The sequence below is a fragment of the Pseudoclavibacter sp. AY1F1 genome, from assembly GCF_002931075.1.
Lineage (GTDB): Bacteria > Actinomycetota > Actinomycetes > Actinomycetales > Microbacteriaceae > Pseudoclavibacter.
The window spans coordinates 78,179-93,194 of record NZ_PSTQ01000008.1 but is presented as its reverse complement, the minus strand read 5'-3'; the positions used below and the strand labels follow the sequence as shown (position 1 = coordinate 93,194).

The window sequence follows — 15,016 nt, the reverse complement described above, 5'->3', positions numbered from 1 at the left end:
CGAGCAACATCACACACGGAGCAACGGAGTCCTGCGTCCACATGAACACCGCAAACAGTACGCGCCTCAGAATCGGACTCCTCACGCCGTGGAACACGTCGGATCCGAACGCGTGGTCCGGCGTTCTGACTCCCATGATGGCGTCGCTCGCGGATCGCGCCACTTTGGTCACACTCTCGACCGCGGGAGTACCCACGGCACTTCTAGACCGTGCGCTTGCTCGCCTACTCGGTGCTGTCTCGTCGAAGAAGTACCTGTGGGACCAGGCCATAGCCACGTCCAGGGCACGTGGCAGAAACGCGAGCGAGGTCGTTCGAGCTGCCGATGTCGACGTGATCCTGGCCGTAGCAGCGTCGCAGGACGTGGCCTTCCTGCGTTCGGGCGGTACACCAATCGTCCAGGTCGGAGACGCGACCTTCAAGGCCATCAGGGACTACTACCCGATGTTCACGAACCTTCATCCCCTTTCGGTCGTGCAGCAGGAGTCGGTCGCTCAGCGCTCCAGCCGTGCGACGGATCGATTCGCGATGGCTACACAGTGGTCGATCGACTCGTTGGTTGATGACTACGGGGTGGCGGAAGGCTCATGCATACTTGCGCCCTTCGGGCCTGCGCTAACACCTGCGCACTCCACCTCGCTCTCCTTGCCCGCCGACGGTACAGTTCAGGCGCTGCTGGTAACGAGCGACTGGGCCAGAAAAGGTGGGGATCTCGCCGTTCGGGTTGTGCAGGAGGTGCGAGCACAACATCCAGAAGTCACCCTCACCGTAGTCGGCAACACGCCGGACGATCTGCCAGGCTGGGTCGAGAACCTGGGTCGCCTGCCTCGGCAGCAGCTTGCCGAGCAGTATGAGCGCGCGGATGTGCTGCTCGAACTCGCTACCGCCAACGCCGGCGGTGTAACACTGACCGACGCCGCCGCATTCGGCCTGCCCGCCATCGCTACGGACACGGGCGGCGTCTCTTCGATCGTCGATGACGAGACGACAGGGATTCTCGTGCCGGGTGGCGCGGATACATTCAGCGCAGCTGTGGAAGCGCTCAAGCGTATGGCTGACCGCCAAGTCCGATCCCGCTACGCAGTGGGCGCAAGAGAACGACACGAAGCCATCCTGAACTGGGATTCCTGGGCGGACGCGGTGGTTGCGCTTTGCGCCGAGGCGGCTTCAGCGCGGTCTCGCTAAGGCTTGATGGGGAGCTGAGCGTAGCGGAACTCACGGCGGAACGTGCCAAGCGCCTTGATGTCGCGACCCGCGACCTGTCTGACAGCGTTGATGACCAAGTTCAAGGCGGCAGCGGAGCCCAGCGCCACCCTATGGAGTCCGGGGCGCTCGTTCCACTTGTCAGCGAAGCGCAGCGCTGAGGTCACGACCCAGGTACGTCGGAGGTCAGGGTTCGAGGAACCGCCGCCTTCGTGCTCGACCTGCAGATCCCCGAGCACATAGGAGGGCACCCCGCGCTGACCGAGGCGGCGCTGCAGGTCGATCTCCTCGGAGTTCATGTAGAACCGCTCATCGAATCCGTCGACGTCGCGGAAGGACTGTGTCCGCAGGAACAGCACCGCACCGACGACCCAGTCAGTTCGGTGGACTCCGGGCGTCACGGTCGATGTGTCGTGGCCTACGGACTCGTGCCACCATCGCGTGTGGCGGAATCGTGCCAGACCGCTGAAGGCATTCACGAACGTGTGCTTGACGCGCGGAAAGTGGCGACCCGTCCACTGCGTCGAGCCGTTGTGCCCTATGACCTCCGGGGAAGCGACGGCCGGCATGAGCGGAGCCGCGGTGCGGACGAGTTTGGAGATGAATACCGGGCCAATGGTGAGGTCGCTGTTGAGGATGAGCAGGTATTCGCGGCTCGCTGCAGCGGCCCCGACATTCACCGTGCTGCCGAAGCCCCCGTTGCCGGTCCGACGTATCGTCGACTCGCCACCGATGGGAACATATGGTTCCGGCGACGCGTCATCGACCACGATGATCTGCAACTCCGGGGCATCCACCTGCTCGGCGAGTGCTCTGACGAGCTCCTGCGTCGGTGCGGGGTCGCCATAGTGCGGTATGACGACGGAGACTCCGGGCGTGGTGATGTTCATTTCGTCTGGTCTTCCTGCTTGTCGAGATGGGCCGAACTTGGCGGCGCTGGAGCCTGGGGGACCTGTTTGTACAACGCTACAGTCAGCGTGCTGCCGATGCACGCGCCAGGGCAAGCAGTGCGTTAGTGTCGAAGCGTGCTCGGTGACGACGTTCGCCGCTGGTTTGACCGTCCCGAGCGTTAGCAGTACTCACTCGCGTGCGGAAAAGAGGGCCTGTGGCGCCGCAAATGGTCTCCATCGTCGTGCCAACCAGGGGTGGCGCAGGGCGCCTCCCCAAGCTGTTTGATGCGTTGGCCCGGCAGACGGATGACCGCTGGGAAGTGGTCGTGGTCATCGACGGCGACACTGACGATTCCGCCGCAGTCTGCGCCGCGGCGGCCAGCGCGGATCCGAGAGTGCGAGCTGAGGTGTTTCCTGAAAATCGCGGACGCTCCGAAGCTCTGAACGCTGGGTTCCGCGCGTCGGTCGGCGACATCATCGTGCGCTGCGACGACGACCTCGTGCCAGGCGTTGATTACGTGGCGACGCACTTCCGCGCGCATGAAGACGCCAGCGCCCGGGGCCAGCAAGTTGGTCTCGTCGGCCTGTACCAGAACGTCTACCCCGACACGGCCTACGCCGAAGCGTACGGGCGGCCGCACGATGTGAAGTTCCGCAAGGACGCGTACTCCAGCCCTGCAGACAGGCACTGGAAGTACTGGGCCGGGAATGTATCTGTCAGTCGTACGACGTACGAACTCGTCGGGGAGTACGACACGGCATTCCGGGCGTACGGCTACGAGGATGTCGATATGGGCTACCGGCTGGCGCAAGCTGGCGTGGCCGTCCGGCTCGTGCCGGAGCTGGAGACGCCGCACTTCGTTGCCGCCACGACGACAGAGATCCGTGTTAAGCGTGCCTTCTACTCGGGGTCAGCGCGAGCCGACTTCGATGCCAAGCACTCCTTGTCCGCCGGGGCGTCGCCAACCGGACTGTGGGGCAAAGCCGTGGTGAGAACGGGCCGGAGCTCATCTCTGGACGTGCTCATGCGCCGTGGGCGACGCGTCGATGTGCTACTGGGGCGCGTTCCGGAGTTCGCCGGGGAAAAGCTTGTCGCTTTTCTTGTGGAGGCCGCGGCCGTCGCGGGATACCGGAACACTCGGACCCTCGATACGAACTTCTAGGACTCCCCGAGGCTCAGCCTGCAAGGGCCGCCAGGTGTGCGACCCTGCGATCGAACTCGGCTGCGGCGTGATGCGACAGCATGGCCTTGCGACCGGCGGACGCCTTTGCGGCGAGCTCCGCGCGGTCCTCTGAAAGCCTCTTGATGATCGACGCGAGGCCGTCGACATCGCCCATCGGTGCCGTCCAGCCGAGGCCGAACTCCTGCACGAGCGCCGAGAGTGCAGCGTTCTCAAAGCCGACGACCGGTACGCCTAGGCCAGCGGCCTCGAGGTAGGTTCCTGATGGGTCGCCGAGCACATGCGGCAGCAGCATCACATCGACGTTTTCCCGGACGTGCGATGTCCACTGCGAGGCGAACTCCATAGGTTCGAGGAACTCCACGCCCGCACCCGCACGAGCTCGTAGTTCATCCTCGAGGGGTCCTGCTCCGATCAGGGAGACGTGGTGGGCGACGCCAAGGTCGACGAGTCGCTCATGGACCTTGATGACGTAACCGGGTCCCTTGATGGGAAGGTACCGACCCGAGAACGCGATACGCAGGGGACTGGGCCCGTTTGTTGATGTCTCTGAGCCACGTGGCTCGGACGCTTGCACATGCGCGAGCTCGAGACGCGTGTCGTAGTAGACCAAGGCGTTTCTCGAGGAGCGTCCGTACGCGGCCCAGACCGCTCGGCCGTTGCACTGCAATCCGTCCGCGCGGCGAGCCATTCGCTGACGAATCCGTTCGTGGCGCATCCATCCGAGGCGCAGGCGCAGGCGCAGGATGAACCCCGTCGCCTCGCGGAGCTCGCTCGCTGCCCAATCGGCCGAGAGATTTTCCGTGTAGAACACGGTCTTGCTATCGAGGTCGAGCAGCCACTCGTATTCTTTTGTGTGCGGCGCCATGACGACACTCGCTGTTCGTAGCGATGTTGAGTCAGCGAATCCCTCGACGACTTCCACATTGAAGGGGAGGTCATCTATGTCGATCCAATTGAGACCGAGATTGCTGTCGCTGCTTTCGAGCTTGCCGCGCGTGACCATGGTCACCGTTCCCGGCCACCGCTCCTGGTAGGCGATCATGCCGGTGAGCGTCTTGTCCGAGATGCGGATCCGTCCACGGCCGTCCCAGGGGTGATGACCGGGCATAACGATGGCGAGCATCGTCGCAGGGCGCGTCGGCGGCGAGACGTCAGATGCCATGGGCGGGTTCCTCATGATTCGATTGTTCGTGCAGATAGACGCTTCTGAGATGTCCGAGGAACGACTCGCGCCCGAAGACGGTCCTGGCATGCTCGCGAGAGCGAGCTGCACGCTCAAAGGCCGCCCCAGGTTCGAGCAGGGCATCGGCGACGGCAGCGGAGAACTGTTTCGGGTCGTCTGAGACGCCCGCATACCAGTCTGGTTCCCCGACTCCTTCAGCTCCGACAGCGGTGGCGACCACAGGGATACCTCTGACGACGGGCTCGACGGTCTTGAATTTCACTCCAGCCCCCGAGAGGAGTGGGATGACGGCGACGCACACGTCCTCGTAGACCTCGTTGAGATCGTCGACGAATCCGAGCAGGTCGATGCTGCGGTCAGCTTCGAGTCGGGAGCGTAGCTCATCGGACATGCCAGCGCCGGCGACGCGCAGGCGAGCCTCCGGCACAGCGCTTCGGATGCTCGGCCAGCAGCTTTCGATGAACCAGATCAGCCCGTCGCGGTTCTCGGCTCGCGCGAAATAGCCAAGAAAGAGCACAGTTGCCGAGCTAGAGACAGCAGCCCCCGCTGCGCCACTATCGGCGAGCGGCGGAGGGATCACGCGGATGTGTGAGTGAATGGCTCGCGGGTCGAGCAGCGCGCGGTCCTTCTCACTGAACACGATGACATGATCCGCCCTTCTCAGCAGACTCTGCTCGGAAGCGAGCGCTGTCCTGTAGGCGAGATGCCACTTCAGGCGCTGCGCACGCGAAATTGCGTTGTTCCGCTCTCTCAGCCCGCGTTGCGACGTCACATCGTGCAGGGTGACCACCGTAGTCGCACCGCGACCGAGGCGGCGGAGCCCTATAAGCCGAGCCCAAGATGACCATTGGAAGTCGAGGACATCTGCTTCACGGATCGCTGCCCGCCATCGACGATTGCACCAGAGGTCGAGCAACGCAGGAAGGTACGGCACGTCCGGGTCGACACGTCTCACGAAGTTGTAGACCTTCAAGGCGAGCGAATGGCGCGTGCTGCCCGCTCGCGCCACGAGGTTGAAGCTGCGCGCGTGGGTCGGATCCTCACTGGCGAGAACGTTGCTCGGCAGATCGGGAACGAGGTAGTGGACGTCGGCGCCGAGTTCGCTCTCCAGGGCCGTGTGCAGTTGCCAAACGTACGTGCCCCCCGCGTGCTGAACGCGTGCATGTGGCAGGACCGGGGTGATGGAGCAGATCTGCGTGCGAGAAGCGGGCACCATAATCCTCTTCGTCCGACGCTGGAAGACCCAGCGACTTTCATCCGCAAGGAAGATACCACTGACCGTGCTCAGCCTCGGGCTCGGTCCGGGTATCATTCACATGATGTGCCGCGGGGAGTGGCCCGTTGCTGGTTAGTCTGTAGCGTTGACGAGAGACGGCGCCCGTCTAAGATCGGCGACGACGAGAGAACTTCTATGAGTTTGGCGGATCGGTGGACAACAGCTCACCAGCGGTGACGGTCGTCGTTATCGGCTACAAGCACGCAGCATTTATCGAACAGTGTCTCGAAAGTGTAGCGGCGCAGACGGTTCAGCCCCGCTGCATCGTGATCGATGACGCTTCGGGTGACGATACGGAGCGTGTCGCAGAGGCCTGGTTCGCCGTGCACCCTGAGGTCCAGGCCGAGCGCATCTACCACGCGGAAAACCGCGGATTGGTTCGCACGCTCAACGAGGCGCTGCTGAAGATCGAGACCCCCTACTTCGCCTATATTGCGGCCGACGACTGGATGGAGCCCCGCCGCGTGGAGCTCCAGCTCCAGGCCGCACTGCAAGCGGGGCCCGAGTGCGCACTCATCTACAGCGACGTATATCGCGCTGATGAGAGCGGTCGGCGCTTCGAAGAGAGCTACGCCCAGATTCATCACGAGCAGTGGCTCGCTGCCGAGGACCCTGACGCGTATTCGCAGCTGCTTGTCGGGAATTGGATCCCAGCGCCCTCGGTGATGCTGCGGACGGATGCCGTGAGGGCCATCGGCGGCTACGACGAGGACATCTTCTTCGAGGACCACGACATGTACCTGCGCTTGGCGCAGCGATTCGGAGTCACCTGGCTCGCCGAGCCGTTGGCCACCCATAGGGAACTCGATGACTCGTACGGCCATCGAATGTTTTTCACGACCGAGGGCCAGCGCGATTTCCAGAAGGCGCAAGTGAGCCTCCTCATCAAGCACGCGGCCGCCGACGAGGCCGTGCCCGCTGGGATCCAAGACAAGCTGCGCGTGCGAATCTCCCAGCTCTACTGGGAGGGGGAGTCACCAGCCTGGATCCACACCAACGCAAAACTTCTCATCCGGGCACTTCCCAACCCCGATCTGAAGCTCCGACTGATCTCGATGGCGTCTGGCATCGGTATCTCCGGACGCACGATCCGCTCGATGACCGCCTTCGGTCAAACACGTCGCGAGGTTTAGATGGACAACAACAGAGGCCTCTTCACGGCCATCCGCACCTGCCTCAGAATCGTCCCGTGGCGGATGCGCTCGAAGCTCATCGCGATCCTTCTCGGCTCGGTCGGAGTTGCTCTGATGGACATGGCTTCGGTGGCGCTCATGCTGCCCGTCATGGAACTGGTCTCAGGACAAAGCGTCCAAAGCAGCGTCTACCTGCAGATCATCGCGAACATCGTCGGTACGGAGGACGTGCAGACCATGCTGGTCTTCACTCTCGGCGTCGTTATCGCTCTCATGATCATGAAGAACATCCTGAGCGCGGTCTTCCGTTGGTGGAGCCTCGGTGTCATGGCCGAAGCACAGTCGGCGGTCGTCCATGAAGTTTTTGCGCTCTACCTCTCGGCGTCATACGAGAGTCACCGCAAGCGAGATACGTCTGACATTTATCAGACTCTGAATGTCTACATCCCTGGCTCGTTCGGCATCGTGATGCTCGGGTTCATCCAACTCTTCGTTGACGGGCTCTCTGCTTTCCTCATCGTGGTCGCGCTGGCTGCCGTGTCGCCCATGGCGACGTTGCTCGCCCTTCTCGTCTTCGGCGGAACAGCGTTCCTCATGCAGGCGCTGCTTCGCAAGCGCACCGTCCGAATTGGCATGGACATGCGGGACGTCGGTCTCGCAGGATGGCGATACCTCAGCCCCGCAGTCGAGGGATTCACGCAGGTTAGGCTCGCGGAGATGGAGAGCGACTTCGTCACGGGGTACTCGAAGAGCCGCCGCGAGGGAAACATGCTCGGCCGCAAGTCGACGATGCTCGCGGAACTGCCCAAGTACGTTCTCGAAGTCACGATGATTCTCGGGATAGCGCTCATCGCGGTGGTTCTTTTCGCCACGTCAGATGAGCAGACCGCCGTGGCAGTCCTGGGTGTCTTCGCAGTCGCGTCCGTTCGTATCATTCCGACCCTGAACCGGGCACTCGCGAGCGCGACCGGCATCCGGGCGGCGCAGGCCAATGCCTTCGGCCTAGCCGAACAGATCGACTTGCTTGAGGCTGAGCCGGGACGCTACCGTCCCAACACGGACCAAGCGACCTTCGGCTTCGGCGACATCGACGTGTCACAGTTGTCATTCCGCTTCGCTGACGGCGAGCGATCCGTGCTCGATGAAGTCTCTGTGAAGCTGCCTGAAGGGGCCACGATTGCACTCGTCGGGTCGAGTGGTGCAGGCAAAACCACGTTCGTCGACATCCTCCTTGGCCTCCTCACCCCCACCGGAGGGTCTGTCGAGGTCGACGGTAAGTCGATCCACTCGGATCCATACGCGTGGCGTCGGCAGCTCGGCGTCGTAACGCAGGATGTCTACCTGCTCGACGCGTCGATCCGCGAGAACATCGCTTTCGAGACGGAAGCCTCCCGGATCGATCCGGAACGTCTCACGAAGGCTGTTGAGATGGCACAGCTCACCGACTTCATCGCTGCGCTTCCCGACGGAATCGAGACAGTCGTGGGCTACCAAGGAGCACGTATCTCGGGCGGGCAGAAGCAACGCATCGGTATTGCCCGAGCGCTCTACCGTGAGCCGAAACTGCTCATTCTCGACGAGGCGACGTCTGCGCTGGACAACGAGACCGAGGCGAAGATCACCCGCACGATCGATGCTCTACGCGGCAAGATGACCATCGTCGTCGTCGCCCACCGTCTTTCCACGGTCAGGAACGCTGACGAGATTCTCTTCTTCTCCGAAGGTAAAATTGCCTCTCGCGGGACAATGGCGCAGCTGGTTGAGCGCAACGACGAGTTCCGTTCGCTCGTAGAACTGGGGCGCCTTTCGTGACAGCGTCCGGGGTTGTCGTTGTTATCCCTGCTAAGAACGTTGAGGGCGTCATCGAGACCCAGCTTCGTGCACTCAACGCGCAGACGATGCTCGATTTCGACGTCATTGTCAGCGACAACGGCTCGAGCGATGGAACTCGCGCAGTAGTCGAGGCGTGGCCAGCGACGTTCGCGTCGTTGTCCTGCGTCGATTCGGGGGACCGGCCCGGGGTTGCACACGCGAGGAACCGTGGAATCGAACACAGCGCCGCGCCTCTGATCCTGGTGTGCGACAGCGACGATGTCGTTGGGCCCGACTGGGTGCAGGCCCACGTCACGGCTCTAGCTTCCGCCGACGCTGTCACCGGCCCGTTGCTCCTCACGGAGTGCGGGGAGCGTGGCTTCGGTGAGTGGGCTACCGACGGAGTCCCGATCGCAGCCGGCTATCTGCCGTACATGCCGGGGTGCAACATGTCCTTTCGCCGACAGGCATTCGAGATGCTGACTGGCTTTGACGCCGGGCTCTGGAGAGGTCAGGAGGACGTCGACTTCGGTTGGCGTCTCACGAAACATGGATTCTCGATCGCGCATGCGCCCGGGGCCATCGTCGACTACGAGCAGCGCGTTGGCCTCCGTGCCAAGATGCGGCAGCAGTTCAAGTACGGACGGGCTTTCGCTGACTTGTGCGCGCGGTACCGAGCCGAGCCCATCCCGGTCCAGAGCACCAAGTGGCGCGCTCGGTGGTGGCTGTCCTTTATCCGGCGCGCCCTGCGCCACCCCATCAAGAGCTGGCGAGTCACATATCCTGCGTTGGCGTTCCAAGCGGGTCGGATACTCGGTTCAGCGCAGAACAGAGTCCGGACACCGATGTGGTGACCCTCGCCTACGGAACAACCCTCAAGGACGCCCGCCATGTCTGAGCTCCTGAAAGTCCTGGGTCTCTTCGACCACAACGGCGTAGAGCGATCACAGAGGTCGCTCGCCGCAGGTGACCGCGTCCCCGGTCCGTACCGCGTCGACCTCCTCATGGACCAGGGCGTCGACATGCGCACGATGCGGATGGTCACCCATCCGCTGCACAAGAAGATCCGCGACTTCGTCGAGCACCGGACGGGTGTGCGCACGGACCTAGCGATCCGCGGTATCCCGGCTGCTCACAAGAGCGACGTGATCCTGGCAATCCTTGAGGACAAGTCGGTGCTGCCCTCGCTCATGCGACAGCGCAGCCTTCCGCCGTACTCCCATCGTCGACTCTCCGTCGTTTCCTGCTGGTGGGGCGAGGAGCTCCTGAATGGGGACCGGCAGACCCGAGCTGAGATCCAGCGAGCGATCCAGGGCCTCGACCAGATCTTCGTTTTCTCACGAAACCAGGTTCCGATCTTTGAGAAGGCCGGCGCTGGCGGACGAGTCATCCCGGTCAGCTTCGGCGTCGACCACCATAACTTCCGGCCGGAAACAGGGCACGAGCGTAGGTTCCAGGTCTTCAGCGCTGGCTTCGACCGCGGACGCGATTTCGCGACCCTTGTCTCGGCCGCGAGACTGCTGCCTGAGGTGCGGTTCGACATCGTCACCCAGATGGACATCCTCAAGGGTGTAGTCCCGCCCGCGAATGTGACTGTGCATGCTCCGACCAACGGTGAGGAACATCGAAAGAACCTTCTGGCCGCCGACTTGATCGTCATTCCGACACACGATCTGGCCTACCCAACTGGGCAGAGTGTCCTCCTGGAGGGAATGGCCTCTGGCCGACCGGTTGTTGTGACCAAAACACCTGCGATGACCGAGTACATCGATGAGGGCCAGTCGAACTTCTCGATGCCACTCCACGACCCAGTGGGCGTCGCCTCCACCATCTCGAGACTGCTCTCCGACCAAGATCGCCTCGAACTGGTGGGGGCTCGAGCGCGGGCCACAGTCGAAGCGAACTACACCTTCGAACGCATGTGGCATGAGATCGCCCGTCATCTCAAACGCGGCCTCCGGCCGGCCGTAAGAGCCACGGAATGAACCGTCTTCGCGAGCTGGATGGGCTCCGCGGGCTTGCCGCTTTGATCGTACTCATCTACCACATCTCACTGACATACCCCAGCCTCGCAGCTCCCTACTATGCGCAGCCAGTTGAGGGTCCGCTGGCGTTCGCTCTCACCTACACGCCGCTACACCTGCTGCGGGACGGGCGGATGGCGGTCTACATCTTCTTCGTGCTGAGCGGTCTTGTGCTTGCGCTCCCGGTCCTGGCGAGAGGACGGGCTTATCCTTGGCTCGCGTACTACCCGCAACGCCTCATCCGCTTGTACCTTCCGGTGTGGGCCGCCGTCGCTCTTGGCGTCGCTCTGATTGCGCTAGTCCCTCGCGGAGCTGAGATGGGGTCCATCTGGCTGGAGTCCGCACCTGACACGTTTGGCGCGACACAGATTGCGCTCGACCTGACACTGGTAGCCGGCGTAGGCGGCGTGGTGTCGCCGCTCTGGACCCTCCGTTGGGAGGTGCTCTTCTCGCTTCTGCTACCGGTCTACATGTTTCTGGCAACGAAGTTCCGCCGACAATGGTGGGCTCTCGCGCTCGCAAGCCTGATCTTGATCGGCGTCGGCTTCCGCCTTGACAACGAGTATCTGTCGATCCTTCCCATGTTCATGCTCGGCGTGGCATCAGCGGCGGGACTCGACGACATTCGGCGTTCCGGTGAAGCCCTCAAGCCGCGCTGGCGGGGACTGCTCCTCATCTGTGCCGCACTCCTGCTCGTATCACCCTGGCTCGCGCAACTCGTCTCAGTACCGGGCGGACTTGTCGGTCACCTCAGAGTGGCCGTCGCAGCGGGTGCAATGCTCACGGTCTGGTGTGCGATCTGTGTTCCCTCGTTCGGGAACTTGCTCAAAGCGAGGCCCTTCCAGTGGCTCGGAGCGATTTCCTTCAGCCTGTATCTCATCCACGAGCCGATCGTGATCGCGTCGGCCTTCTGGTTCGGCGCTGAGAATTTGATACTGGCCGGTGTGGTGTCCTGCTTCTCGTCTCTGCTTCTCGCTTCAGTGTTTCTTCGCTTCGTGGAGCGACCGAGCCACCGGTTGGCGCTGTTGGTGGGCAGGCTACTGAAGGGTACGTTGCCTCAGCCGAGTGCATCTGCGACGCGCTGACTGAAGTCGGCCTGAATCAGATCGAGGTAAGACTGCGTCGGGTGGCCTTTGTCGAAGCGTTGGACAGTGGTGCCTGCGTAGATTGGGCAGCGCTCATCGCTGCAGAAGAGATCCACCGTATTGACCACGGGGATGCCGAATTCCGCGGTGACGCGTTCGTCTATCGACGTTTTCTCTTGCCAAGACGTTGTAATCGGTGACAGGCAGGAAGCGGCCGAGCTGGTGAGTCGGTTGGCGCATTCTCCGAGGGAAGTTCCCCGAGGGTTTGGTTGGACGAGCATGACCTCGGGCGTCGCGGCCAAGATCTCGGAGAACGCGTCCTTGCGACCGTTCTGCCAGGCTTCCTGGCGGGTCTTCCCCTGAGTGGCGATTCCCTCGTACGCGATCTCGGAGTCGAGGATGATCACGAGGTCTGGGGACTCGGACTCGAGGATGCTGGCGAGGTTGGTCTGAAATTCTGCGCAGCCCTGTTCTCGCTCGGGGCTACTGACCCAGACGAGGGGAGCGGTCGAGACTGCGCAGGAGCTGAAGGCCATGCCGGTCGTCCGGTATCCGAGCGGTTCGAGAGCGCTTGCGATGGACGGGAGGGTCGCTGCGGCAATCGAGTCTCCTAGCACCAGAGCATGCAGGTCACCATTTCCGAAGCGGCACCGATCTGTGTCTTCTGGCGCAACTGGATTGTGGCAACCGGACGCCGGAAAGTAAGTGGCAGGCGCGTCCGTTGCCACAGCGTCGATCTGCGCGCTGATCTCTGGGGGAAGGGTGGGCGCGGAAACGGAGGCTGCGAGCAGATCCGCTATCGGCTGGTCGGCGGGGACCGCAAAGGTGGCACCAGCAGGAATCGCTTGGACCGTGACGTTCGTCGCGAGGGCGGCCACTGCTATCACAACGAGGGCGCCGACGGTCCCGCGCAAACCTTGTGCCCGCCATCTGCGCAACCACTTGGCCCAATCGCTCAAGAAACGGCCGCGAGGTGTGCGTTCGAAGAGTGGAGAGCGCAGGATCGGTTGCTCGATGAGGTGATAGGCCGAAGCCGCCGCGCCGAACGCTACAGCCGCGATTGCTAGCGGCGCCCAGTCGCCGAGTCCGGCGAAGGCGATCGAGCCAAAGACAATTGCCGGAAAATGCCACAGGTACAGGCTGTAGGAGATGTTGCCGACGTATGTCGCGACAGGGTTCGTGAACGCCCGCAGGTTGGGGGCTTCCTGTCCGATGCCGGACGCTATGAACAGGCCCGCGCCGACGACCGGAACGATTGCCCATGGGCCGGGAAATGGAAGGTTTGAAGTGATGAAGAGCATCGAACCGAGCATGCAGGCTACACCGAGGTAGGCGAGTGCGACTCGGTTCCGAATTGCCATCCCCATGAAGTGGGGCGCAACGATAGCTAATATCGCGCCCGCTCCGAGCTCCCAGGCGCGAGTGAACGTCGAGAAGTAGGCCACGACTGGCTCGGTCTGCGACTCGAGCAGAGACCAGGCGAAGGACACAGCTGTCAGGCCGCCGATGATGACCAGCGCGACGAGACGCAGTGACTCAGTCCTACGAAGTGCGCGAACGGCGATGAGGGAAGCTGCAATGAGGAGGAGCGGCCACGCGAGGTAGAACTGTTCTTCCACGGAAAGAGACCAATAGTGCTGCAGCGGCGATGTAGGGCCGTCCATCGCGAAGTAGTCGGTGCCGTTGCGAATGAAACGCCAATTGGCGATAAACAACGTCGCCCAGATGCCGTCTTGCAAGACGCTGGCAGCGCCGTCAGCGTAGAAGATCGCGCGGCTCAGCGCGATGGAGACGAGCGTGACCAGCAGTGCGGCCGGTACGAGTCTCTTGAATCGTCGAAGGTAGAAGCGGACGAGTGGGACACGCCCTTTATCCTCGATTTCTCTCAGGAGAATTCCTGTGATGAGAAAGCCAGAAAGCACGAAGAAGATATCCACACCCACGAAGCCACCCGAAGGCCAGTGCAGCAAGTGGTCGGCGAAGACGCCGAGGACGGCGAGAGCGCGTAGCCCCTGTATGTCGAGTCGCCGTTTACGGGGATGCGTCGTCGGCGATGGGATGCTGTTCACTTGAGAATTCGGCCGCGTCACAAACCGGATCATAGCCGCGTCGCCTTGCTCAGGTGCGCGCCCGCTAGGCTCGCGCCCGTGCCACCCACGCTCCGCGAAGCGCTCTCCACGCGCGACAACTCACTGAACTTTCTGCGCCTGTGCCTCGCGGCTGCAGTGATCCTCGGCCATGCGTGGACGATCGGGGGGTTCGAGAACAGTCCGTTCCCGGAGCTCGGCACTTGGGCGGTCAACGGGTTCTTCGCGGTCTCGGGATACCTGATCGCAGGATCCCGGATGCGCACCGTGCTGCCCGGCTTCCTCTGGCGACGAGCGCTGCGCATCCTGCCTGCGTTCTGGGCCTGCCTGTTCGTCACAGCCTTCATCGTGGTTCCGATCGCGGCGGCCTGGGCAGGGGAGCGGTACGAGTTCGGCAGTGCCCTGAGCTACGTCCTCTCCAACTTCGCACTCTCGATCCAGCAGACCGGCATCGATGCCACGCTGCAGAATGTGCCCCTCGCCGACATCTGGAACGGCTCCCTCTGGACCTTGGTCTACGAGTTCGCCGCCTACGTCTTCGCGGCGCTCATACTTACAGTTCCGTTGCTACGGAAGCACGCGGTCTGGGTCCTGGCGGCCCTGCTCATCGTTGTGATCGCGCTCCAACCCATCGCGCTCGGCCCCCTCGCCGTCACGCAACTCGTCGTGGTCAACGTGCTACGCCTTGGCGTCTTCTTCCTCGCAGGGATGCTGCTCTACTTCCTGTCCGACCGCATCCGCCTCACCTGGTGGCCGTTCATGGCTGCCCTGGTGTTGCTCGGTGGCCTCGCCGCGCTCGGTCTGGCCGAGCACTACGGGCAGCTGCCATACGGATTCGCGCTGCTCTGGCTTGGGGCGCGGATGCGCATCCCAATCGGGCGAGACAACGACATCTCCTACGGCCTCTACATCTGGGCGTGGCCCGTGCAGCAGCTGCTGGTCCTCGCCGGCGCCCAGGCGCTCGGGCCGTGGCTGAGCGCCCTGCTCGCACTCGCCTGCACGCTCCCGCTCGCCTGGCTGTCCTGGAAGGGCGTCGAAGAGCCGGCTATGCGACTGCGGCACCTCGTTCCGGCCAGGGCCTCTCCGCGGAAGGCGCGGTCCGCGCTACACCGCCCGCCCCGCGACCAGGACTAGGCAAGC

12 protein-coding genes are annotated in these 15,016 nt (G+C 63.0%); 8 read left to right on the top strand and 4 right to left on the bottom strand.

What is annotated here, in order from left to right:
• The first annotated feature begins 41 nt into the window (after positions 1-41).
• Complete coding sequence (locus C5B85_RS12885) at positions 42-1,184, top strand: glycosyltransferase family 4 protein (protein WP_181064427.1); 1,143 nt, start codon at positions 42-44, stop codon at positions 1,182-1,184.
• Here the strand turns inward: C5B85_RS12885 and C5B85_RS12880 are convergent.
• Entirely contained in the window at positions 1,181-2,092 is a 912-nt protein-coding gene (locus C5B85_RS12880) for a glycosyltransferase family 2 protein (RefSeq protein WP_104286415.1), read from the bottom strand. The two genes, C5B85_RS12885 and C5B85_RS12880, sit on opposite strands and share 4 nt — an antisense overlap.
• A gap of 227 nt (positions 2,093-2,319) precedes the next feature.
• Between C5B85_RS12880 and C5B85_RS12875 the strand changes: the two genes are divergently transcribed.
• Positions 2,320-3,255, top strand: coding sequence for a glycosyltransferase family 2 protein (locus C5B85_RS12875; protein WP_104286414.1), 936 nt, complete (start codon positions 2,320-2,322; stop codon positions 3,253-3,255).
• Between the two features lie 13 nt (positions 3,256-3,268).
• Here the strand turns inward: C5B85_RS12875 and C5B85_RS12870 are convergent, their stop codons facing one another.
• Entirely contained in the window at positions 3,269-4,438 is a 1,170-nt protein-coding gene (locus C5B85_RS12870; RefSeq protein ID WP_181064426.1) for a glycosyltransferase, read from the bottom strand.
• Complete coding sequence (locus tag C5B85_RS12865; RefSeq protein ID WP_181064425.1) at positions 4,428-5,672, bottom strand: glycosyltransferase family 4 protein; 1,245 nt, start codon at positions 5,670-5,672, stop codon at positions 4,428-4,430. The genes C5B85_RS12870 and C5B85_RS12865 overlap by 11 nt, the downstream gene beginning before the upstream one ends.
• Positions 5,673-5,887: 215 nt before the next feature.
• Between C5B85_RS12865 and C5B85_RS12860 the strand changes: the two genes are divergently transcribed.
• The 5 genes from C5B85_RS12860 to C5B85_RS12840 are packed head-to-tail and all read left to right on the top strand — an operon-like array spanning position 5,888 to position 11,789.
• Positions 5,888-6,868, top strand: coding sequence for a glycosyltransferase (locus tag C5B85_RS12860; protein WP_104286411.1), 981 nt, complete (start codon positions 5,888-5,890; stop codon positions 6,866-6,868).
• Positions 6,869-8,680 carry an ABC transporter ATP-binding protein gene (locus C5B85_RS12855; protein WP_104286410.1) on the top strand — a complete coding sequence of 604 codons (1,812 nt, stop codon included), beginning with the start codon at positions 6,869-6,871 and terminating at the stop codon, positions 8,678-8,680.
• Positions 8,677-9,534, top strand: coding sequence for a glycosyltransferase family 2 protein (locus C5B85_RS12850; RefSeq protein ID WP_104286409.1), 858 nt, complete (start codon positions 8,677-8,679; stop codon positions 9,532-9,534). The genes C5B85_RS12855 and C5B85_RS12850 overlap by 4 nt, the downstream gene beginning before the upstream one ends.
• Positions 9,535-9,570: 36 nt before the next feature.
• Positions 9,571-10,665, top strand: coding sequence for a glycosyltransferase family 4 protein (locus tag C5B85_RS12845; protein ID WP_104286408.1), 1,095 nt, complete (start codon positions 9,571-9,573; stop codon positions 10,663-10,665).
• Positions 10,662-11,789 (top strand): acyltransferase, encoded by a 1,128-nt coding sequence (locus tag C5B85_RS12840; RefSeq protein ID WP_104286407.1) that lies wholly within the window; start codon positions 10,662-10,664, stop codon positions 11,787-11,789. Before C5B85_RS12845 ends, C5B85_RS12840 begins: the two co-directional genes overlap by 4 nt.
• Here the strand turns inward: C5B85_RS12840 and C5B85_RS12835 are convergent.
• Positions 11,762-13,891 (bottom strand): acyltransferase family protein, encoded by a 2,130-nt coding sequence (locus C5B85_RS12835; protein WP_104286406.1) that lies wholly within the window; start codon positions 13,889-13,891, stop codon positions 11,762-11,764. The two genes, C5B85_RS12840 and C5B85_RS12835, sit on opposite strands and share 28 nt — an antisense overlap.
• 45 nt (positions 13,892-13,936) lie before the next feature.
• Here C5B85_RS12835 and C5B85_RS12830 point away from each other — a divergent pair, with 45 nt between their 5' ends.
• Entirely contained in the window at positions 13,937-15,010 is a 1,074-nt protein-coding gene (locus C5B85_RS12830; RefSeq protein ID WP_181064424.1) for an acyltransferase, read from the top strand.
• The last annotated feature ends 6 nt before the right edge of the window (positions 15,011-15,016 follow it).

Excerpts from the sequence above, each read along its gene's own strand:
- C5B85_RS12885 (WP_181064427.1), top strand. The coding sequence starts at position 42 with ATGAACACCGCAAACAGTACGCGCCTCAGAATCGGACTCCTCACGCCG.
- C5B85_RS12840 (WP_104286407.1), top strand. The coding sequence starts at position 10,662 with ATGAACCGTCTTCGCGAGCTGGATGGGCTCCGCGGGCTTGCCGCTTTG.
- C5B85_RS12835 (WP_104286406.1), bottom strand. The coding sequence starts at position 13,891 with ATGATCCGGTTTGTGACGCGGCCGAATTCTCAAGTGAACAGCATCCCA.
- C5B85_RS12875 (WP_104286414.1), top strand. The coding sequence starts at position 2,320 with ATGGTCTCCATCGTCGTGCCAACCAGGGGTGGCGCAGGGCGCCTCCCC.
- C5B85_RS12855 (WP_104286410.1), top strand. The coding sequence starts at position 6,869 with ATGGACAACAACAGAGGCCTCTTCACGGCCATCCGCACCTGCCTCAGA.
- C5B85_RS12870 (WP_181064426.1), bottom strand. The coding sequence starts at position 4,438 with ATGGCATCTGACGTCTCGCCGCCGACGCGCCCTGCGACGATGCTCGCC.
- C5B85_RS12845 (WP_104286408.1), top strand. The coding sequence starts at position 9,571 with ATGTCTGAGCTCCTGAAAGTCCTGGGTCTCTTCGACCACAACGGCGTA.
- C5B85_RS12880 (WP_104286415.1), bottom strand. The coding sequence starts at position 2,092 with ATGAACATCACCACGCCCGGAGTCTCCGTCGTCATACCGCACTATGGC.